The organism is Flavobacterium oncorhynchi, assembly GCF_002217355.1.
GTDB classification, from domain to species: Bacteria; Bacteroidota; Bacteroidia; order Flavobacteriales; family Flavobacteriaceae; genus Flavobacterium; species Flavobacterium oncorhynchi.
In genome coordinates, this window is record NZ_MUHA01000037.1 from 1 (window position 1) to 21,614 (window position 21,614).

General features: G+C 34.4%; 17 protein-coding genes. 2 read left to right on the forward strand and 15 right to left on the reverse strand.

Annotated features, from left to right (window positions below; translation table 11 throughout):
* The first annotated feature begins 513 nt into the window (after positions 1–513).
* Positions 514–1,926 (forward strand): APC family permease, encoded by a 1,413-nt coding sequence (locus B0A75_RS19845; RefSeq protein ID WP_089056008.1) that lies wholly within the window; start codon positions 514–516, stop codon positions 1,924–1,926.
* A 127-nt stretch (positions 1,927–2,053) separates the two neighbouring features.
* On the opposite strand, the gene B0A75_RS19850 is transcribed toward B0A75_RS19845, so the two are convergent.
* The 6 genes from B0A75_RS19850 to dinB form a co-directional block, all read right to left on the reverse strand.
* Entirely contained in the window at positions 2,054–2,455 is a 402-nt protein-coding gene (locus B0A75_RS19850) for an MFS transporter (protein WP_089056009.1), read from the reverse strand.
* Positions 2,456–2,594: 139 nt separating this feature from the next.
* On the reverse strand, positions 2,595–3,056 hold the full coding sequence (locus B0A75_RS19855; protein WP_089056010.1) for a DUF1810 domain-containing protein: 462 nt from the start codon (positions 3,054–3,056) through the stop codon (positions 2,595–2,597).
* 155 nt (positions 3,057–3,211) lie between these two features.
* The gene (locus tag B0A75_RS19860) at positions 3,212–3,838 is read right to left on the reverse strand and encodes an alpha-ketoglutarate-dependent dioxygenase AlkB family protein (protein ID WP_089056011.1); all 627 of its coding nucleotides are present in this window, start codon (positions 3,836–3,838) and stop codon (positions 3,212–3,214) included.
* Between the two features lie 24 nt (positions 3,839–3,862).
* Complete coding sequence (locus B0A75_RS19865; RefSeq protein WP_089056012.1) at positions 3,863–5,242, reverse strand: exonuclease domain-containing protein; 1,380 nt, start codon at positions 5,240–5,242, stop codon at positions 3,863–3,865.
* A 121-nt stretch (positions 5,243–5,363) separates the two neighbouring features.
* Complete coding sequence (locus B0A75_RS19870; RefSeq protein ID WP_089056013.1) at positions 5,364–8,417, reverse strand: DNA polymerase III subunit alpha; 3,054 nt, start codon at positions 8,415–8,417, stop codon at positions 5,364–5,366.
* On the reverse strand, positions 8,417–9,598 hold the full coding sequence (gene dinB, locus B0A75_RS19875) for a DNA polymerase IV (RefSeq protein WP_089056014.1): 1,182 nt from the start codon (positions 9,596–9,598) through the stop codon (positions 8,417–8,419). The genes B0A75_RS19870 and dinB overlap by 1 nt, the downstream gene beginning before the upstream one ends.
* Before the next feature lie 89 nt (positions 9,599–9,687).
* Here dinB and B0A75_RS19880 point away from each other — a divergent pair, with 89 nt between their 5' ends.
* Positions 9,688–10,461, forward strand: coding sequence for an XRE family transcriptional regulator (locus tag B0A75_RS19880; protein WP_089056027.1), 774 nt, complete (start codon positions 9,688–9,690; stop codon positions 10,459–10,461).
* A 150-nt stretch (positions 10,462–10,611) separates the two neighbouring features.
* Here B0A75_RS19880 and B0A75_RS19885 read toward each other — a convergent pair whose 3' ends face one another.
* The 9 genes from B0A75_RS19885 to B0A75_RS19925 all read right to left on the reverse strand — a co-directional run bounded on the left by B0A75_RS19885 (position 10,612) and on the right by B0A75_RS19925 (position 21,467).
* Positions 10,612–11,373 (reverse strand): phosphatase PAP2 family protein, encoded by a 762-nt coding sequence (locus tag B0A75_RS19885; RefSeq protein ID WP_089056015.1) that lies wholly within the window; start codon positions 11,371–11,373, stop codon positions 10,612–10,614.
* A 231-nt stretch (positions 11,374–11,604) separates the two neighbouring features.
* Positions 11,605–13,323: an ATP-binding protein gene (locus B0A75_RS19890; RefSeq protein ID WP_089056016.1), complete on the reverse strand. Its 1,719-nt coding sequence runs from the start codon at positions 13,321–13,323 to the stop codon at positions 11,605–11,607.
* A 101-nt stretch (positions 13,324–13,424) separates the two neighbouring features.
* Entirely contained in the window at positions 13,425–14,549 is a 1,125-nt protein-coding gene (locus B0A75_RS19895; protein ID WP_089056028.1) for a sensor protein KdpD, read from the reverse strand.
* Positions 14,550–14,697: 148 nt separating this feature from the next.
* Positions 14,698–15,777, reverse strand: a complete 1,080-nt coding sequence (locus tag B0A75_RS19900) for a porin (protein WP_089056017.1) — start codon at positions 15,775–15,777, stop codon at positions 14,698–14,700.
* A gap of 318 nt (positions 15,778–16,095) precedes the next feature.
* Positions 16,096–16,647, reverse strand: a complete 552-nt coding sequence (locus tag B0A75_RS19905) for a K(+)-transporting ATPase subunit C (RefSeq protein WP_089056018.1) — start codon at positions 16,645–16,647, stop codon at positions 16,096–16,098.
* A gap of 162 nt (positions 16,648–16,809) precedes the next feature.
* Positions 16,810–18,843 (reverse strand): potassium-transporting ATPase subunit KdpB, encoded by a 2,034-nt coding sequence (gene kdpB, locus B0A75_RS19910; protein ID WP_089056019.1) that lies wholly within the window; start codon positions 18,841–18,843, stop codon positions 16,810–16,812.
* 264 nt (positions 18,844–19,107) lie between these two features.
* A complete protein-coding gene (kdpA, locus tag B0A75_RS19915; RefSeq protein WP_089056020.1) occupies positions 19,108–20,829 on the reverse strand; it encodes a potassium-transporting ATPase subunit KdpA in 1,722 nt (573 codons plus the stop codon).
* 105 nt (positions 20,830–20,934) lie between these two features.
* On the reverse strand, positions 20,935–21,012 hold the full coding sequence (kdpF, locus tag B0A75_RS19920; RefSeq protein ID WP_073099479.1) for a K(+)-transporting ATPase subunit F: 78 nt from the start codon (positions 21,010–21,012) through the stop codon (positions 20,935–20,937).
* 173 nt (positions 21,013–21,185) lie between these two features.
* Positions 21,186–21,467, reverse strand: a complete 282-nt coding sequence (locus B0A75_RS19925; protein WP_089056021.1) for a DUF7674 family protein — start codon at positions 21,465–21,467, stop codon at positions 21,186–21,188.
* Between the last annotated feature and the right edge of the window lie 147 nt (positions 21,468–21,614).

Here is a 21,614-nt window from a genome sequence, read left to right on the forward strand (position 1 = left end):
TTTGTTAGTTGGTTAAAACGATAAACAATTGTTAATAAAATATGTGGTATTTTAAGAAAATTGAATGTCTTTATCAAAATTAATAAAAAAAAGATTGGGTTTTACAAATGATCTGTTTTTTCTTACGATTAAATTTATTAAGTGGATTTACTATTTAATTAATTGATTTTTAGCTATTTGAGTTTTTGTTTTGTAAAATGATGTTTCTCTTTTTATTATTGATAAAGGAATTAAAAACGATTAATGCTAATTTAGACATATATGTATAAAATGATGTTTTGATTTTTTTTGTTTAAGTGTTTTTGTTTTTTTTAAATTAAGTTTTATTGAAAAATAAAAAGAATTATCGATCTGTTTTGATAACAAAGTATTTACAAGTTTTAGCTTTTGAAAGGTCAATATGATTAATCAATTTTAAATTTTAGAGTTAGAATTTGCAACTTTAAAAATTAGAAACCGAAATTATAAGATTTCAGAAAAAAGTATATCTTTAACCAACCAAAAACCAAAAAAATGCAAGAAAACGACCAAGAAAATTTTAAAAGAGAACTCGGATTATTAGACGGAACCATGCTTGTGGTTGGTTCTATGATTGGATCTGGAATATTTATTGTAAGTGCAGATATCGCCAGACAAGTAGGTTCAGCAGGATGGCTTACGCTAATTTGGTTAATCTCAGGATTAATAACTGTTATTGCCGCTGTAAGTTATGGTGAATTAAGTGCAATGTTCCCAAAAGCGGGAGGGCAATATGTATATCTAAAAGAAGCGTACAATAAGTTAATTGCGTTTTTGTATGGCTGGAGTTTCTTTGCCGTAATTCAAACCGGTACAATTGCCGCTGTTGGAGTTGCTTTTTCAAAATTTGCAGCGTATTTGTATGAACCTTTCAGCGATGAAAATATATTGTATGAAATTGGTTCTTTCAAGCTTAATGCAGCGCAGTTAGTATCGATATTCACTATTATTTTATTGACATACATTAATAGCCGCGGGGTAAAAAATGGTAAAATTCTGCAAACCGTTTTAACAATTATCAAAATTTTATCGTTGCTGGGATTAATTGTATTCGGATTTACACTTGCAGCAAAAGCTTCAGTTTGGGATGCTAATTGGGCAGACGCTTGGAATACACGTTCGTTTGACAAAGAAAGTGGTTCGTGGATGCCAATTGGAGGTATGGCTTTGGTTACTGGAATTTCAGCAGCAATGGTTGGCTCTTTGTTCTCAAGTGATGCATGGAATGGTGTAACTTTTATTGCCGGTGAAATTAAAAATCCAAAACGTAATGTTGGTTTCAGTTTGTTTTTAGGAACTTTTATAGTTACAATTATTTACGTTCTTACAAACATTATGTATTTGGCAGTAATTCCGCTTGATGAAATTGCAACAGCAAAATCTGATCGTGTGGCGGTTGTAGCTTCGCAATATATTTTTGGAAATATAGGAACTTTGATTATTGCAATAATGATTATGATTTCGACTTTTGCCTGCAATAACGGATTAATTATGGCTGGCGCAAGAGTTTATTATACCATGGCAAACGATGGTTTGTTCTTTAAAAAAGCTGCAGTTTTAAATAGTTCAAGTGTACCAGCTTGGGCATTATGGGCACAGTGTATTTGGGCTTCGGCTTTATGTCTTACAGGTAAATACGGTGATTTGTTAGATTTTGTAATCATCATTGTTTTAATTTTTTATATTCTAACGATTTATGGGATTTTTATCTTACGCAAGAAAATGCCTGATATTGAAAGGCCTTATAAAGCGTTTGGATATCCTTTTTTACCAATGTTGTATATAATAATTGCAGCAGCAATTTGTATATCATTGCTTGTTGTGAAATTTTCAACTTGTGGTTGGGGCGTATTGATTATGCTTACAGGAATTCCAGTTTATTATCTAACAAAACCAAAAGAAAATTAGCACCGACATGGAGCTAAAATTAATATCTAGATATAAAAAACGCCTTATTCATAAGGCGTTTTTTCGTTATAATTAAGATGAATGATTTAAATATACTGAATTTCTATGAAGAGTTTTTTTATGAGGTTTAAGCCAAATCAGTATTAATTCTTTCCTCAGTAGGTCTTAAGAAAATCAGGTATATTATAATAAGTAGCCCAAATAATATAAAATCAGGTTTTAGAAATAATATTAAAAAAGCAGCACCTTCAAGAACTGTCCATCGCATTATAGAAGCAGTTTGATAAACAGGCAATTTGTCTTCCGTTTTTAATTTAGGATCTATTTGTTTTAATTGTGATTTGAATAAAAAAGTACTTAAAACAAAAGCTAGAACAGGTATAAAAACATATACAATTGAGGATGAATCTATACTGGGAATGTTTTTTAATTTTTCAATTGAAAGTTCGCCTAAAAAGAAATAGACAAGAATTGTTCCTGCACAAACAGCAAGATGAATAATTTGCAAGGTTTTGATTTTTTGGGTCATAGTTTAGTTTTTTGAGGGTACAATATAAAACTAAAAAATCTGCTTGCAATAAAAAAATAATGAGTTATTGCTTAATCATAAAAAAAGACACTGCTTAGAAAAACAGTGTCTTTTGATGTCAAATAATCTATTGAGATTGTTATGCAATAACAGGTTCAACAGAAGATTTTATAGTTGAATTAATAATAGAAATAGTAAGCGGGTCTGATTCTCCCGAGAAAAAAGCATCTAATATTTCCTGAAATATCGGATTTGCATTTTCAGTCATAGAAAAAAGTGTCATAGACGAACGTAATTTTCGAGCATCTAAATCCCCTAAAATTCCATCAGCTGATTTTCTTTTAAAAGTTAATAACAGTTCTGAAATTTCTATAAGATGTTTTCCTAAAATAGGATGCTCTAGAAATTCTGAAGCTTCTTTTAAATCGGCAATTGCATAAAGATTTGCAGTATCGCTCTTACCTAATCCTTTTACCTGTGGGAAAATGAACCACATCCAGTGAGTTTCTTTCTTTCCTTTTTTAATTTCTGAAAGTGCGGTAAGATAAAGTTTATTCTGCGCATCTAAAAAGCGCGCTAAATCATTGTTTGAATATGCCATTTGTGGTATTGTATTTAAAAAAGGGTTGCAAAAGTACTAAAAAAGAAAGGGTCTGCCTAATAAAAGATGCACGTAGTGAGTAATTTAACTTTTTTTTGCAGAATTTTCCTCATCGTTATTAAGTAAGAAAAAGCTCATTTAGAGTTGTTTATACATCATATGCTTCGTTTAGTTTGTCTAAAAGTCAGATTTATTCTGGGTAAAACAGGCCGTGCTGTTTTTGGAACTTGATGCTGCCAAAAACTATTGGTAGTTCCTGACATTAATAAAAAAGAACCATGATGTAATGGAATTTCAACTTGCGGAATTTCCTTACTGTATTTATGTCGGAGCCTGAACATTCTGGTTTCTCCAAAAGTTACCGAAGCTATAACTGGATTAGGTCCTGTATTATGTTCTTTGTCGCTGTGCCATCCTACACCGTCATTTCCATTTCGGTACAAATTTAAAAGGAGACTGTTAAAATCAAGCTGTGTTTCTCTTTCAACGCGCCCTCGAATAGTTAATAAATCATAAGTCCAGTCAGGCCCATTTAGATCTGCTCCAGGATTATCTTTGTCTTCATACCAAGAAATCATTCGAGGAACAGTATAGGTTTTATCATAAATTTCCATTTCATATTCTCTCCATTTGGTCTTGCGAAGTATTCTTTCATATAAACGATCAGATTCTTCTTTACTAAAGAAATTATCTATCAGAATAAGTTCTGAGTCAGGAATGTCAAATATTTTTCTGCCTTCCAAACCCGTTGCAAATAATTCGGTGTCGTTAAATAGTGTCATAACTTAAATTTTTTAAGTTTAGGCTTAATTCTGAAAATGCTTATTGAAGAATACTTTTCGAGGATATTTTTCTGCGAAAGCAAAAATCAATTGTTCTATATATTGATTGCTTTTATAAGTCGTAACATAGTTTTTTACTTCTTCGGGATCGTGAATCGAAATATCTGATGGGATATAACCCATACCATAAAAATGACCGTTTTCAATCCAAATACAACTGCGTTCTTCTTTTGATCTTCCTTTGTCTATAATAGCGAAAGAAGGTCTGTTGTTCAATAAAAAATCAATAGCATTATCAACTTGTTCGTTATGAAGCAAAACATCAGGCAGATTTCTGACATCATTATTTTGCATAAATTCTCCTTCTTCAGGTCTGGAATATTTGCAGAATCTTTGATCAATTTCAAATTGCGCAGATAGATCTCGGAGTAAATTTATAGCGTTATACATGCTGTTAAATTCATGAATGCAAGTCTGAAATTTACTCAGTTTTCCAACGGCTAAATATTTATAACCGTTTCGTGCTTCATATTGATAAACACCAAATTTTGCTTCAAAACGTTTTAATGCTCTATTGTAGGTTGGCCAAAGCTGTTTTATTTCGGTACATTCTAACAAAAGTGCCATTAATTCAGTAGCGCAGATTTCAAAGGAAATTCCGTGAATATCTCTCAAAAAATGCTGTCTTTGAGAATTGATATTATTGCCGCTAAAATGCGATGCCACACGTTTTTTTACATTGATAGCTTTTCCAACATAAATTACTTTTTTCGCCTGATTATAAAAATAATACACACCTGGTTTTTCTGGTAAATTATTAAAATCATCTGGTGGAAGGTTAGGAGGTAAGCGCTGATCTTGAGCCGTTTTTTTGATCATATTTTCGATTTCTCCCGCGTCATCCCATTCTAACAGAAGAGAGAATAATACAGCAGTCGCATCTGCGTCTCCACCGGCGCGATGTCTGTTTTCTAGAGATATATTTAAAGAATTGCAAAGATTTCCTAAACTGTAAGAACCTAAACCAGGCTTGATTTTTCTTGCTGCACGGACTGTACAAAGTTTTTGTGCCGACCATTTAAAACCTGCTTGCTCCAGCTGATGGTGAATAAATGAATAATCGAAGTTTACATTATGAGCAACAAAAATACGATCGGTAAGCATTTCTAATACTTTTTCCGAAATGTCATCAAAAGTAGGAGCATTAGCTACCATTTCGTTATTAATGCCTGTTAATCCAAAAATAGATAGAGGGATATCCTGTTCTGGATTTACAAGAGTTTCATAACGATCTAACACTTTTGTACCATCATGAATAATAATGGCAATTTCTGTAATGCGGCTGCCACTGGCATTTCCGCCTGTGGTTTCAATATCGACTATGGCATATTCCGTATTTTTCATCTGTATATAACGTAAGTTCTTCTTTAGTTATTTAATTTTTAACACATAGACTTAAAGTTAAAAATCGCACTTCTACATGCTAAAAAACTATTTATCTATGTGTTAAAACTATGATACTCATTTAAAATTTCATTCGATGTCTTGGCAGATTAATTTCGTGTCCCTGCGGATAAGGTTTACGATGTGTCAGGCTTATATCTTCTTTAATTTGGTTTTGTGTTTTATATTGGTCTTTAGCATCCATATAACGTGGATCTGGAATAAAAGGCATTTTTGCCATTTTGATTATTGTTATCGTCGGGAAATGATAATCAACTTCAACATTTCCTAATAATAAATAGCAGCCGCCGCCCTGAAATGGATATTTTTCTAAGCTGTCAGGAAAATGTGCCGTATCAAAATAAGTGCCTTCATGGTCGATCCAGGTTCCAAAATACATAGTTCCTTTTTTTGTAGGGACGTGTTTTCTAGAAATCAAGTAAGCCAGCATTCGAACTTGTCTTTTATGATATTTAACTAAATCTTTAGCCATAATATCGCCGCGATGTTTGGTTTGCAAAATGTCAAAAACCGTACACGAAACAGGAAAACTCAATAATTCAATTTCGTCAAAAGCATCTTCAAAAACAGAGCGTTCCAATGTTGGAAGTTTATATTCTTTAACGGGTTCTTGTAAAAGTTTTAAATTCCTGTTTTCAGGTTTAAAATTGTTCAGCAGCAAACTTGCAATTACCAAAAGCTGGTTTTTAGTTTTTCCTGTAAAACGAAAAGCACCTATGAAAATCAAAATTTTAATATTTTCAATTCCTATTGGAATGCGATTGATGAAATCTTCTAAAGAAAGATAATCATCATTTTTATTTCGGTCTTCTTCAATTAAATGTGCTGTTTTCGATTCCAGGCTTTGAATGTGCATAAAACCGAGGTAAATATCCGTGCCATATAAAGTAGTTCGATATTTGCTTTTATTCACGCACGGATTATGAATCGTTCCACCAGACATTCGTGCTTCATGTACATACACTTCGGTTCTATAAAATCCGCCCTGATTATTGATTACCGCAGTCATAAACTCAATCGGATAATACACTTTCAGATATAAACTCTGGTAACTCTCAACAGCATAAGAAGCCGAGTGCGCTTTGCAAAAAGAATACCCAGCAAATGATTCAATCTGACGGTAAATTTCCTGACTTAAATCAACAGGATGTCCTTTTTGAACACAGCAGGTAAAGAAATTATCTTTTACTTTTTGTAAAGCTTCCAAAGATCTTCCTTTTCCGGACATGGCACGACGAAGAATATCGCCGTCAGCAGCGGGAAGTCCGCCGTAATGTAAAGCGATTTTGATAACATCTTCCTGATAGACCATAATACCGTAGGTTTCGCCAAGCTGTTCTTTGAAAACTTCATGGAAATATTCAAACTGATTTGGATTATTATGGCGAAAAATATACTCCTTCATCATTCCCGATTGTGCAACGCCAGGACGAATAATAGACGAGGCAGCGACCAGAATTTTATAATTATCACAATTCAATCGACGTAATAAGCCGCGCATCGCTGGACTTTCGATATAAAAACAGCCAATTGTATGTCCTTTTGCTAAATAGGAATTACAAACGGCTTCATCCTTAGAAATTGAAGTATCACGAATATTAATTTTTATACCACGATTTTTTTCAATCAGTTTTACGCTGTCGTCAATATGGCCAATACCGCGCTGACTCAGAATATCGAATTTTTCAAAACCAATTTCTTCTGCAATATGCATGTCAAAAAGCACGATTGGAAAACCTTTTGGAGGCATTTCTAAAGGCGTGTAGTTTGTAATTGGTTCTTCAGAAATTAGAATTCCGCAGGCATGCATACTGCGTTGATTTGGGTATTTTTCGAGTAACATTCCGTATTGCTGAACCAGTTTTACAATTTTATTGGTCTCATGTAAAGCCATTGGATTTTTGGCCAGCATATCAAGTTCTTCTTTCGGAAGACCAAAAACTTTTCCAACTTCTCTGAAAATAGATCTGTATTTAAATTCGACGTTTGTACCACAAAAAGCAACGTGATCTTTACCGTATTTTCCGAAAATATATTCCAGAATTGTGTTGCGTTCCTGCCAGCTCCAGTCAATGTCAAAATCAGGCGGCGTTTTGCGGTTGAGGTTTAAAAAACGTTCAAAGTATAAATCCAGTTCGATAGGACAGATATCGGTAATTCCGAGACAATACGCAATGATGCTGTTGGCACCGCTTCCGCGTCCAATGTGCATAAATCCTTGACTATTACTGTACTGAATAATATCCCAAGTAATTAAAAAATAACCGCTGAATTGCAATTCGTCAATAACTTTTAATTCTTTTGCTACACGAGCTTTTGCTTCTAAATTATCGTTATCATAACGATTTTTAAATCCTTCCCAAGCCAAATCAGTAAGTTTTTCTAAATCTTCCTGACGGCTTTTTGTATAGAATCTTTTGTTTTTTGGAGTCTCAAAATTATACTCGAAATTACAGGAATCAATGATTTTTTGCGTATTACTTATAATTTCAGGATATTTTTCATAGAAAGGCAAAAGAGATTCTACGGGTTGCATGATATCCGAAACTTTGCAGTAATCTGCTTCTGTAAGTTTTGATAAAATAATATTAGTGTCAATTGCCCGAAGAATTTTATGCAGATTGTATTCTGTTTTGGTTCTAAAAGTTACAGGCTGTAAAACCACCATCTGAGCAATTTTACTTTTATGTTCTGATGTAAAAAGCCTCGAAACTTCTTCAGGACGAATACCGATAAATTCATTCTTGCGAAGCACTTTTGGAGCATTTTCTAAAGTATAAATCACAAAAACCGATTTAAATTCGGGTGCAGTCAAAGGCAGGTTTTCTCCGCTGAAATTATGTTCGGTTAAAAACCGATTCATTTCAGCTAAACCTTCGGTATTTTGAGCCAAACCAATAAATCGGAATTGGTGATTGCAGCGAAATTCTATTCCAATTAAAGGTTTAATTTCTTTTTCCTGACAAGCTTTTATAAAATCATAAATGCCTGTTGCGGTATTAATATCTGTTAATGCCATTGCTTTTATACCAAATGAAACGGCTTGGCTGATCAATTCCTTAAGCGGAATTGTGCCGTAACGTAATGAATGGTATGAATGACAATTAAGATGCATTATTTGTTGCGTTTTAAAATTTCGTCTTTAGTGTTTGGTTTAAAGTGAGCTCCTGCACAGCGCATTACAGCATCAAATCCATAACGTTTTTTCATTTTATCCATCGCTTCATAAAGGGAAAGCATTTCCTGAGTGTCTTCAAAAAGATCAATTTGATAAGTACCGCGCACGAGTCCGCTAAAGCGAACACCAATCAAGCGCAGACGCATACGACGCTGATACACTTTCTCAAAAAGTTCTATTACATTTTTGGTCAAGACATGATCGGCTGAAGTATAAGCTACTCGACATTGTTTGGTTTCGGTATCAAAATTGGCGTAACGTATTTTAACCGTAACAGTTGAAGTCAGCCATTGTTCAGCACGAAGCTGAAACGCTAGTTTTTCGACCATTCCTAATAATATTCTTCTCAGTTTTGCAAGATCAATAGTATCTTGAGAAAAAGTAGTTTCGGTTGAAATAGATTTTCTTTCGGTATAAGGTTCAACGGGTGTGTGGTCAATTCCGTGCGCTTTTTTCCAAAGTTCCAAACCATTTTTACCAATCATCTGCTGTAAAACTTCGGCAGGCATTTCGGCTAAAGTCTGAATTTTACGAACGCCGATTCTAGACAAAAGCTGAAAAGTCACAGCACCAACCATTGGGATTTTTTGAATTGAAAGCGGATTTAAAAAATCTTGTACTTCTTGTTCCGGAATTTGAAGATTTCCAACTGGTTTGCCTTCTCCGGTAGCAATTTTAGAAACGGTTTTGTTGATGGATAACGAAAAACTAATCGGTAGTCCGGTTTCTTTAATTACCTTTTGCGCCAACTCATTTGTCCATTTATAGCTGCCGTGAAATTTATCCATTCCGGTAATATCCAGATAAAATTCGTCGATACTTGCTTTTTCTAAAACAGGTGCTTTTTCCTGAAGAATTTCAGTAACATCATGCGATAATTGAGAATATAATTCCATGTCGCCTTTCATAACTTTTGCATCTGGACAAAGTTTTAGCGCCATTCGGATAGGCATGGCAGAACGCACTCCAAATTTACGGGCTTCATACGAACAAGAGGCCACAACACCGCGATCTCCTCCGCCTATAATAAGCGGAATATCATTGAGTTCTGAGTTAGTGCGTCTTTCGCAGGATACAAAAAAGGTATCCAGATCCATATGTACAATTGCCCTTGCCATTTTCCTTTTTGTTTTTGTATGGAACAAAATTAGTACAGATAAGAACATTTTTTTATATATTTGCTGTTCCAAATTATAACAAATTAATTATGTCCTTATTTTCAGATAACATCAGAGCATTGAGGGTTAAGCATAAAATATCGCAGGAGAAATTAGCTGGAAACCTTAGTATTACAAGAGGAAGATACGTGAAATACGAAGACGGAACTTCGGAAGCACCGTATGACATTTTAAAGAAGATTGCATTATATTTTCATATGAGTATTGACTTGATATTATCTGTCGATATACGCAAAATTGATGTGCAAAATTTAATAAAACTGGAAGGCAACCGACTTATTTTACCTATTCAAGTGGATAGTTTTGGAGAAAATTTTATTGAAATTGTATCTCAAAAAGCAAAGGCAGGTTATCTAAACGGGTATGCTGATCCAGAATATATTGAAAGTTTACAGCAGATTACACTTCCTTTTTTGGGACCTGGAAAACATCGCGGATTTCCCGTTGAAGGTGATTCAATGCCTCCACACGAAGATGGTTCTATTATTATTGGCCGTTATGTGGAAAAGTTGGGAGAGGTAATGGACGGAAAAACGTATATTCTTATTACTAAGAATGAAGGAATGGTGTATAAACGTCTCAATAAAAACAAAAAGAATAGTTTGGTTTTAGAATCCGACAACAATTTTTACCCGAATTATGAAGTGAAAGCTTCTGATATTCTGGAGATTTGGGAATACGAATGTAATATAGGCCGTTCGGATAAAAAACAAGAAACGACGGAAACCGGAGCAATGAAAGATTTGCTTTTAGAATTGAAAAGGGAAGTTCGAGAAATTAAGAATAATACTTCGAATACATAAAAAGAGTTTGCCACGAATTACACAAATTTTCACTAATTTCTTATTCAAATATAATTCTTGGAAATTTGTGCAATTCGTGGCGGATAAATCAAAACGTAGCCATTCAAAAATCCTTTTAATCTGTGAATCCCGATAGCTATCGGGAGTGACTTAAAAAACTTTCGCAAATCCTAAACCATATTGCTGTCCATTATAAAATGGCATTATCATAGAAGTTGATTTATTTTCAGATGACGATTTGAATAATTTTTTAGTGATATATGGATTTATCCAATAGGCGATTTTTGTACTTAGAATTCCAATTCCTGCCCCAGCGGCAACATCAGTCAACCAATGACGATTGTTGTAAATTCTAAATAATCCCGTTCCAGTTGCAACAGCATAACCGGCAATTCCGTACCAAATCGATTTGTCTTTGTATTCCTGCCATAAAAATTCGGCTCCAGCAAAAGCAGTTGCAGTATGACCGGAAGGAAAGGAATTGTTTGAACTTCCGTCTGGTCTTTCTTCATGTGTAATCGATTTTAAACCTAAAACCGTTGTCGCCATAATAGCATACGAAGTCACAAATATAACAGAACGATCCCGCATATTATTTTTACCTTTTACGCCAAAAGCGTTCAAAGCATAAACAGATGCAGCAGGTGCATATTGCGAGAAATCATCAATGGTAATTTTGTTATCAATATCTTCAGTAACTTCTTTTTTAATTTGTGAATTAAAACTCAGCAACTGATCGCTTTCAAGTCCAATAACACCGTACCCAATTAATACACCAGGAATAATCAATTGTTTGTAATTGAATTTTAGCTGATGTGAAGTACTGTCAATTTTTGTAATGGAGTCGTTTTGTTGAGCATTTGCGCTCAAAAAAACGAATAGAAATACCAGAGAAATAGCTTTACAAGACATCGTTTGTTTTTGTTATGATTTACAATAATAACGAATGTCCAATCAAAGTATTTTTGCCTTAATTGAACCTTAAGTTAATATTAACCTGTTGGTTTTAAATAAGGGAATTGTATTAAGATTGGCTAAATTTTCTATCATTTTGAGTGTCACCCTGAGCGAAGTCGAAGGGCTTTATAGTACGAAAGGTCTTCGACTTCGCTCAGACTGATAGATGTAATAAAAATGAATTATCTAGACTTTCAACGAAAACCAAAACGTACTCCCTAAACCCAAATTACTCTCAACACCAACACTTCCATTTTGAGCTTCAATAAATTCTTTACTGATGGCCAATCCCAATCCTGTTCCGGATTTCTGACTTCCCGGAACCTGAAAATATTTGTCAAAAACTTTGTCTTTATATCTTGTGTCAATTCCTTTTCCGGTATCGATAACCTGAAATACGATTTGATTATTTTCTTTTTTTAATTTGATGTGAATCGTGCTTTTTTCAGAAGAATATCGAATCGCATTCGATAAATAATTAATCAAAACCCAGCCTGTTTTTTCACTGTCGGCTTTTACGGCTTGCAGATTTTCATCGGCATCAATTATTAATTTGATTTGTTTTTGTTCCGCCTGAACTTTTACCGCTTCAACAGCATAATTTACAATTTCGTGTGGATTGCTTTTTTCGATATTTAGCTGAATATTTCCAGTTTCCAATTGAGATAGATTCAGCAATTCGCCAGTAATTTTTAATAATCGCTGACTATCCTCTTTTATACTTTCAACCAATTGTTTCTGATCGTCGTTCATGTCGCCTGTTTTTTCATTTTCAAGCAATTTCAGGCTTAATTTTATCGAAGCAATTGGTGTTTTTAATTCGTGTGAAACGGTTGCAATAAAATTGGTTTTGGCAAAATCCAATTCTTTAAAAAGCGTAATATTTCGCAGAATAATCACATCGCCAATATTGATTTCCTTTTCTTCACCTGTCGGAATTATGGTAATGTTCAGAATCTCTTTTTCGAAATAACTTTCTTTTCCGTGCGCATAAATTTTAAGCGGTTGTTTTTTAGGCGCATCTGATTCCTCTTTTAAAATCAAAGACCGAATCAAATCATTCGACAAGGCTAGAGTAGAAGTCGATTTCCCGATAACATCTTCCAGTTTCAGACCAACAATTTTCAACGCTTCATCATTGGCAAACAAAACAATTCCTTCATGATCTAATCCAATAATAGGATCGTTCATATTATTGATCAAAGTTTCCAGTCGTTTCTTTTCAAAAAAGAGTTTGTACAAATTACTGTCGTTATATTCCTGAAGTTTTTGTGCCATCGTATTAAATGATTTGGCCAAATCTCCAAATTCGCTATGACTCGTAAAATGAACGCGCTCGGAATAATTTTTATTGGCAATTTCCTTAATACTCAGCGTTAATTCCTTTATAGGGTTTGCAATATTATTGGGCAGATTGACCAGTAAATTAAAAGCAATCAAAAAGCATAAACTTCCCACAATGGCAATCCATAAATTGGCATTTTCGGCGGTATGTTTGGCAATATCGCTTTTCTGTTTTATCGCATCCAGATTCAATTTCATGATGGCAAAAATATCCTGTCTGATTTTTGCTTTTATGGTTTCGTTTGCTCCGTTTTGTTCTAAAAGCGTAAAACTTTTTTCAAGGTTTTCAGTTGCTTCTTTTTCTCCGGGTTCGGTAACATTTTGCGTTTGTTTCTCAAGATATTCCTTGAAAACATGAATCTTGCTATCAGGGCTCGCTTTAATTTCATCCAAAGACAAAATCATATTTCGCGAATATTCCAGCGTATTATAATTCGCTTTCAAAATATTCTCGGTATCTGCTTTTATCAAAAAAACAGAATAACCGCTCACTAAAGAAAGTATAATGATCATTAAAAATAACAATCCAACTCCCAGATTCAATTTGGTTTTAATTCTCATGACGCTTATTTAAAAACAAGTTTTTTTTATTTGAACCATTAAGATATTAAGGAAATTAAGCATAGTCTTTATTTACTTAATATCTTAATGGTTAGAAAATATTACGACAGGATAACAAGGTCAACATTTGATAAAGACAGTTTGTTTAGCAAACGCCTGAAAATTGTTGTAGACAAAATTACTTTAAATAAATTCAAATGCGGTTTTCCAATGCAGACAGTTGTAATTTGTTTTTCTTCTACAGTTGCCAAAATAGCATCTGTAATATTACTGTTTTCCAGTTTAATAACTTCTGCGCCTAATTGCACGGCGAGTTTAAAGTTATTAATTAAATGTCTTTGTTTGTCCAAAGCGATTTTATTACTGCTTTCCTGCGGAGTTTCCACATACAAAACATACCACAATCCGTTATAATAACTGGAGAGTCTTGCTGTTTTTCTAATTACAATTTTGGCCGTTTTATCATTGCTGCTAATGCATGCCAAGAGTTTCTCATGTCGTAAAGCATGAAGATTCGGAACTTCATTTTCAACTTTTCGAACGACCTGACTCGCTACTTCTTTCAAAGCCAATTCCCGAAGTTGTAAAATCTGTTCCGATTTAAAAAAGTTCGTTAAAGCCGTCTGAATTTTATCTGGAGTATAAATTTTTCCTTCTTTCAAACGCGCTATCAAATCTTCAGATGTTAAGTCGATATTCACGACTTCATCTGCCAATCGCAAAACATTATCTGGAATTCTTTCCTGAACATCAATATTGGTAATCCGTTTTATATCTTCATTTAAACTCTCAATATGCTGAATATTGACAGCCGAAATCACATTAATTCCCGCTTCCAAAATCTCTAAAACATCCTGCCAGCGTTTTTCGTTTTTGCTTCCTTCAACGTTCGTGTGCGCCAATTCATCAACAATAACGACTTCTGGTCTAAGATTGATAATCGCCTGAACATCGAGTTCTTCCAATTCTTTTCCTTTATAAAAAATGGTCCGTCTCGGAATTATCGGCAAACCTGCTAATAATTCATGCGTTTCCTTTCGCATGTGCGTTTCGATGTAGCCAATTTTGACATCGATTCCGTTTTTCAATAACGAATGCGCTTCCTGAAGCATACGAAAAGTTTTGCCCACACCGGCGCTCATTCCAATGTAGATTTTAAACTTTCCCTTTCGTGATTTCTGAATTAAATCTAGAAAGTGCTGTGCGTTATTATTTTCGTTTTCCATATTTTTTGGTTTAACCATTAAGAGATTAAGGAAGTTAAGCTTTTCTTTGTCTACAGAACATTAAGCTTAATGTTCTGTATTCTAGATTTAAATGAGGTGCTAAAACTTAATTTTCTTAATCTCTTAATGGTAAAAAATCTTTTAATGTTTAGAAAGAAATCGCCAAGGAAGTCGTTACAAACGTATTTGTATCCGTTGGAAGATTGTCTTTATTGGTGAAGATTTCATCTTTACTTGAAAGATTTCTGGCTTCAATTCTAAATATAATATTATCAGCAACTAAGTAATCAAAGTTAGCCGAAAATCCGTAAGTTTTAAAACCGTTTGGCGTTTCAGTTGCGATAATTACACCTTTTTCATCACTATAATATTCACCGCGAGCTGCAAGCTGAATTTTATCCGTTGGTTTGTATTGCAAAATTAAAACTGGCGAAAACCAAGTATCGTATTTATTACTGTTTTTAGCTGATTGCTGAGATCCAACATCAAAACCTGCAGTTACATTTGTTTTTTCTGTGACTTTAAACTGTCCATAGAAGTTATTAAAATAACGCCATCTTTTGTCAATATCCGGCTGTTCATTTCCAACATAAGTACTCCAGTTCAAAGCAACTCGATCAGATGGTTTGTAAGTAACCTGAGTTCCAAAAGCAGGCGTTTGATTGCCTTCAACTTTCTCAATTCTCTGCCAGCCATTCAAGTACATACCCGCCAAATACCATTCTCCAGATTCAGAAGTATAACCAATTTTAACTCCCGTTTCATAATAAGGAGAATTCTCAGCCAGAATGCTTCTCGTTAAAGTCTGACAATCTTTTCCAATCGCACTTTCAAAACCAATATGCGAAGGCATAATTCCCGCATCAACCCATAAATTATGGTTTTTCGAAATTTTTACACCAACATTCGCCTCGTAAATATTTTTCAATAAACCTTGTTCAGCAGACATATTATACTCGGCGTAAGTTCCCGCCATTAGAGCAAAATTACCACGAATATTGTCTTTGTTGTAATTTACTTTTGCCATTCCTAAATTAATATTCACTTCGTTACTTTTATTAAAATTGTAAAAAAAGTTTGGTCGAGTATGATTTTCTGGTTTTCCAAAATCGTAACTATAATAAGTTTCTACATATCCTGAAAATGTTAATGGACTTTTTGTTTCTTCTTGTGCATGTAAGTTGCTGTAACCAAAAGCGATTAAAGCAGTAAGTATAATTTTTTTCATTGTTAATTGTGGTATTCAAACCCGAAAGGGCTAATTAATTATTAGTAGATTTTTTAGGAGCTAATCCCGCTATTCGTTTCAATCTTTTGTGCCGAACGCCGGCACAAAAGGATTTCCACTACTATCGGGGCTAGGGCATTTGGGGTAAAAAAGGCGTTTTTGTATTATAATATTTACATATCCTAACAGGTTTCCAAAACCTGTTAGTTTAGTTTTTCGATTCCAATTCTCGCCACAGTTTGTCATTCCGAGGAACGAGGAATGACAAAAATGCGCAAAGAGAAAACTTAGAATCTTAGCGACTTAGCATCTTTGGAATTAGCGAAGCTGATCCAACGCCACATTCAATTCCAAAACATTCACCGTTTCTGGCCCAACAACAGCCGAATTAATCTTAGATTCAACCAAGGCTTTTACTTTAGCCTCAGCTAAATTTCTTTCTTTGGCAATTCGTTTTACTTGAATCAAAGCCCCTTGCGGAGAAATATTCGGATCTAAACCACTTCCAGAAGCTGTAACCATATCAGCGGGAATTTCAGATTTTTTCAAGTAAGGATGAACAAGTAATAGTGTATCAATTCTTTTTTGAACCAAAGCTAAATATTCAGCATTACTTGGACCTTTGTTACTTCCGGCACTTCCCGCGGCATTATAATCAACAGCCGAAGGTCTTCCCCAGAAATAATTCGACTTATCGAATTTTTGACTAATTTTTTGGTAACCGACCACTTTTCCGTTAACCGAAATTGTTTCTCCTTTTCCTTGATTTGGAGCTAATTTTGCAATTCCGTAAATCGCTAAAGGATAAATAACTGCGAACAATATTAAAGTAGCCACAGTAAGTTTTATTATAGAAAATAGATTTTTCATTTTTTTTGAGATTCTAAGGGACTAAGTTGCTAAGGTTCTAAGTTTTTTTTCAGAAGCTTAGCAATCTAAAGTCATGTTTTTAATTTGTGTTTTTGAAGGTGGTTAGATTTACGATTCTAAGAGAAAAACCTTAGTTCCTTAGAATCTTAGCGTCTTAGAACCTTACATAAAAAGTGCTACCAGCAAATCAATTACTTTAATTCCAATAAAAGGAACAATTAGTCCACCTAAACCATAAATTAAAAGGTTTCTTTTAAGAATTGCACTCGCTCCAATTGGACGATAATCAACCCCTTTCAGCGCAAGCGGAATCAATATCGGAATGATAATCGCATTGAAAATTACAGCCGATAAAATTGCACTTTCAGGACTATGCAAGTGCATAATATTCAAACCTTGCAGCGCAGGAATCGCAGTAATAAAAAGAGCAGGAACAATAGCAAAATATTTCGCAACGTCATTTGCAATAGAAAAAGTAGTTAAAGTGCCTCGAGTCATTAAAAGCTGTTTTCCAATTTCAACAATCTCAATTAATTTCGTAGGATCATTATCAAGATCGACCATATTTCCGGCTTCTTTTGCTGCTTGAGTTCCGCTGTTCATGGCAACTCCAACATTGGCTTGAGCCAAAGCCGGCGCATCATTTGTTCCGTCACCCATCATGGCAACCAATCTTCCTTCGGCCTGTTCTTTTCGGATGTAATTCATTTTATCCTCAGGTTTCGCTTCGGCAATAAAATCATCAACACCGGCAGCTTCGGCAATAAATTTTGCTGTAAGCGGATTATCACCTGTTACCATTACCGTTTTGATTCCCATTCTTCGCAAACGCTCAAAACGTTCTTTCATTCCGGTTTTGATAATATCCTGAAGTTCGATAACACCTTGAACTACATTATTTTTTATAACAACCAGCGGAGTTCCTCCATTAGATGAAATCGTAATTACTTGTTGTGCAGTATCATCCGGAAAAGAATTTCCTGCTTGCATCGCGATATTTTTAGCAGCATCTTGCGCACCTTTTCTAATATTTGTACCATCTTTTAAAATAACTCCGGAAGTTCTCGTTTCAGCGGTAAATTTGATTAAAGTAGCACCTTCAATGGATAATTTACTGGCAGTTTCGGCTCCTGCCAATTCCACGATACTTTTCCCTTCCGGAGTATCATCTGCTAATGAACTTAGCACAGCAGATTTTATAAATTCTTCTTCTGAAATTCCTTTAGAAGGATAAAAATTGGTTGCTTTTCTGTTCCCAATTGTAATGGTCCCTGTTTTATCTAAAAGCAGTACATCAATATCTCCAGCAGTTTCAACCGCTTTTCCAGATTTTGTGATTACGTTAGCTCGTAAAGCTCTGTCCATTCCCGCAATACCAATCGCAGAAAGTAAGCCTCCAATTGTAGTTGGAATCAAACATACAAACAAAGCAATGAAAGCTGCAATCGTGATGGGGGCGTTGGCATAGTCGGCAAACGGTTTTAGCGTAACGCACACAATCACGAAGATTAAAGTAAATGCGGCTAATAAAATGGTTAAAGCAATTTCGTTTGGTGTTTTCTGACGGCTTGCACCTTCAACCAAAGCAATCATTTTATCTAAAAAGCTTTCGCCTGGTTCAGAAGTTACTTTTACTTTAATTTTATCAGATAATACTTTTGTTCCTCCAGTTACAGATGATTTATCTCCGCCTGCTTCGCGGATTACAGGTGCACTTTCTCCAGTAATAGCGCTTTCGTCGATTGTAGCCAGACCTTCGATAATTTCGCCATCGGCAGCAATTAAATCGCCGGCTTCACAAACGAAAATATCGTCTTTTTTTAATGCCGAAGAGCTGATATTTTTGATTTCTCCGTTTGGCAGAATCTGTCTTGCAGGAGTTTCTTCTCTTGTTTTTCTTAAACTGTCGGCTTGTGCTTTTCCTCTTGCTTCGGCAATGGCTTCGGCGAAATTGGCAAATAAAAGTGTTGCCAGTAAAATTAAAAATACAATTAAGTTATAAGTAAGACTACCTTGGTCGGTTGCTCCCATTAATATTGAAATGCAAACGGCAAACATAATTGCTGTTCCAATTTCTACGGTAAACATTACCGGATTTTTGATCATCATTTTTGGATTCAACTTGACAAAAGATTGCACTAAGGCTTCTTTTACCTGTTTACTTTCAAACAATGATGTGGATTTATTAGTTGTCATTTTCTTGTAAAAAGTTAAATGTTATTTGTTAAATGTTATGCGCTAAAAACACATAGATTATAGAACATAGCAAGCGGTTTCAATCACTGGGATGCTGCAATTCGTTTCCCGTGGTTGAAACCACGGGCTATATTTTTAAATACGAATTGCCAATTTTTTATTCTAGTTATGTGTGAAAACGAGTTTTCTTTTTATTCTTTTTTATAAATTTAAATTCTATGTTTCTATGTGTTTAAAATATTTTTAGCATTGGAAAATGAATTGTTATTTTAAAGTAAAGAATTCCGCCAATGGACCTAAAGTCAACGCTGGGAAGAATGATAAAGCAGCGATAATTGCAATAACTGCAAAAGTCATTATTCCGAAAATTGATGTATCCGTTTTTAAAGTTCCTGCACTCTCAGGAATGTATTTTTTACCAGCCAATAAACCTGCAATTGCCAATGGTCCGATGATTGGAATAAAACGGCTTAAAAGCAACACAATTCCTGTAGTGATATTCCAAAACGGATTATTATCTCCCAGACCTTCAAAACCAGAACCGTTGTTGGCTGCGCTTGAAGTATATTCGTATAACATTTCTGAGAATCCATGATTTCCAGGATTATTTAACCAGCCCGTCGCATTTCCGTTGAACCAATACCCCATTGCCGTATCATGCGCAGTAAAGTAAGAAGCTAAAGCAGTTCCTGATAATATTAATAATGGGTGAAGAATGGCGATAAAAGCAGCTATTTTTACTTCCCGAGCTTCGATTTTCTTTCCTAAAAATTCAGGAGTTCGACCAACCATTAATCCGGAGATAAATACCGCCAGAATAATAAAAATGTAGTAATTCAAAATACCAACACCACATCCGCCGTAAAAGGCATTAACCATCATAGCTAGTAATTCCATTGCACCCGAAACAGGCATAGAACTATCGTGCATACTATTTACAGAGCCTGTAGAAATTACGGTTGTCGCAATACTCCAAAAACCTGATATTGCTGGCCCAAACCGAACTTCTTTTCCTTCCATAGCTCCAGTTGTCTGAGCGATTCCCATTTTTTCGATAGCAGGATTTCCGTTAATTTCGCTTATAACTGTTGGAGTTACTAATAATAGGAATCCAACTGTCATTACTCCGAAGATTATGTAGGATAATTTTCTTTTCTTTAAATAAAAACCTAAAGCAAAAATCATCGCAAACGGAACAATCATTTGTGCCCAAAGTTCAACTGCATTTGTAAAATATGTTGGGTTTTCTAACGGATGTGAGGAGTTAGCTCCAAAAAATCCGCCGCCATTTGTACCAATATGTTTAATAGCAATAAAAGCAGCAGCAGGACCTCTCGATACTTCTACTTTTTCACCTTGTAAAGTTGTAATAGCATCTTTTCCTTCAAAAGTCATTGGAGTTCCGCCAAAAACTAAAGCGATTGCTACAATTGCTGAAAGCGGTAATAAAATACGAGTACAGCTTTTGATGAAATAATTGTAAAAATTACCCAGTTGTTCAGTAGTTCTTTCTTTCATTGCAGTAAATACCATTGCAGCAGCGGCCAATCCGATACCAGCAGAAACAAATTGAAGAAACATCAAGACGATTTGTGAAAGGTAAGAAACCCCGCTTTCGCCTGAATAGTGCTGTAAGTTACAATTGACTAAAAATGAAATAGCAGTGTTAAATGCCAGATCAGGTGTCATAGATGGGTTGTTATCTGGGTTAAGAGGTAAAGAACCTTGAGATAATAAGACAAAAAAGCAAAGAAAGAACCACACCATATTAATACTTAAAAGTGCTTTTAAGTGTTGTTTCCAGTTCATTTCTTCAGCAGGATTTATACCGCTTATTTTAAAAATAAATTTTTCAATTGGATTGAAAATCGGGTCAAAAAGTGTTTTATCACCCAAATAAACTTTAGCAATATATTTTCCTAAAGGAATCGCTAAAACAATGGTTAGGATAAAAATACCAATAACGCCTAATAATTCTGTGTTCATAATTTTTATATTTTTTAGTGAAAGGTGAGAGGTGATTTGTAAAATGAGTTGATGAATAAAATTTGCGTTTACATTTCACATAAGTCATTTCACTTTTTACATGATTTAAAATTTTTCGGGTTTGATTAATACATATATCAAATACACGAAAACAGCGATTGAAATAATAAATAGTGCAGTCATGATTTAGATTTTTTCAAAAAATTCAACAGAGAGAAAACAAATGGCAAACAGCACAACGGCCAGCCCGAGTAAAAGAAAAGTGATCATAGGAGATTATTTTAGATTTAAGATTGTAGACTTTAGATTTAAGATTTTTTCGATTAAACAATTAAACAGTTAACCGATTAAACTTTTTAAACGCCAGAGGCATTAACCTGCTTGATATATTCCGCTTTAAGGGTTTGAGGAAAAAGATGTGAAATATTGCAGTGACGCATTTCCATAAAAGAAGAAACTGAGAAAACATACACATTAGAAATGGCATTTTTTGTTTCGATACTTCCGGTTACAAATAGACGTTCAGCAAGAGCCAGGCATTTTTTTGCTCGAACGATATTTCCTGAAATAATAGATTTTTTGGTTATCTCAGCAAAGCGTTCAGCTTGTTTGCAGATTGAGGTGACTTGGTTTTTCATTTGGAATGAATTTTTAATGTTCTCTCTCCTTATGCCAAAATATGTTCCGAAAAAATGAAGTTGTATCTAAAGTGTTGTCAATAAAAGGAATGTAGTTTTGTGCCAAAAAAAAGGCATAAAAAAAGCCTATCATTTTGATAAGCTTTT

Excerpts from the sequence above, each read along its gene's own strand:
- B0A75_RS19865 (WP_089056012.1), bottom strand. The coding sequence starts at position 5,242 with ATGAAAAATACGGAATATGCCATAGTCGATATTGAAACCACAGGCGGA.
- kdpF (WP_073099479.1), bottom strand. The coding sequence starts at position 21,012 with ATGACTGCACTATTTATTATTTCAATCGCTGTTTTCGTGTATTTGATA.
- B0A75_RS19850 (WP_089056009.1), bottom strand. The coding sequence starts at position 2,455 with ATGACCCAAAAAATCAAAACCTTGCAAATTATTCATCTTGCTGTTTGT.
- B0A75_RS19880 (WP_089056027.1), top strand. The coding sequence starts at position 9,688 with ATGTCCTTATTTTCAGATAACATCAGAGCATTGAGGGTTAAGCATAAA.
- B0A75_RS19925 (WP_089056021.1), bottom strand. The coding sequence starts at position 21,467 with ATGAAAAACCAAGTCACCTCAATCTGCAAACAAGCTGAACGCTTTGCT.
- B0A75_RS19855 (WP_089056010.1), bottom strand. The coding sequence starts at position 3,056 with ATGGCATATTCAAACAATGATTTAGCGCGCTTTTTAGATGCGCAGAAT.
- B0A75_RS19900 (WP_089056017.1), bottom strand. The coding sequence starts at position 15,777 with ATGAAAAAAATTATACTTACTGCTTTAATCGCTTTTGGTTACAGCAAC.
- kdpB (WP_089056019.1), bottom strand. The coding sequence starts at position 18,843 with ATGACAACTAATAAATCCACATCATTGTTTGAAAGTAAACAGGTAAAA.
- B0A75_RS19905 (WP_089056018.1), bottom strand. The coding sequence starts at position 16,647 with ATGAAAAATCTATTTTCTATAATAAAACTTACTGTGGCTACTTTAATA.
- dinB (WP_089056014.1), bottom strand. The coding sequence starts at position 9,598 with ATGGCAAGGGCAATTGTACATATGGATCTGGATACCTTTTTTGTATCC.
- B0A75_RS19870 (WP_089056013.1), bottom strand. The coding sequence starts at position 8,417 with ATGCATCTTAATTGTCATTCATACCATTCATTACGTTACGGCACAATT.
- B0A75_RS19885 (WP_089056015.1), bottom strand. The coding sequence starts at position 11,373 with ATGTCTTGTAAAGCTATTTCTCTGGTATTTCTATTCGTTTTTTTGAGC.
- B0A75_RS19845 (WP_089056008.1), top strand. The coding sequence starts at position 514 with ATGCAAGAAAACGACCAAGAAAATTTTAAAAGAGAACTCGGATTATTA.
- B0A75_RS19860 (WP_089056011.1), bottom strand. The coding sequence starts at position 3,838 with ATGACACTATTTAACGACACCGAATTATTTGCAACGGGTTTGGAAGGC.
- B0A75_RS19890 (WP_089056016.1), bottom strand. The coding sequence starts at position 13,323 with ATGAGAATTAAAACCAAATTGAATCTGGGAGTTGGATTGTTATTTTTA.
- kdpA (WP_089056020.1), bottom strand. The coding sequence starts at position 20,829 with ATGAACACAGAATTATTAGGCGTTATTGGTATTTTTATCCTAACCATT.
- B0A75_RS19895 (WP_089056028.1), bottom strand. The coding sequence starts at position 14,549 with ATGGAAAACGAAAATAATAACGCACAGCACTTTCTAGATTTAATTCAG.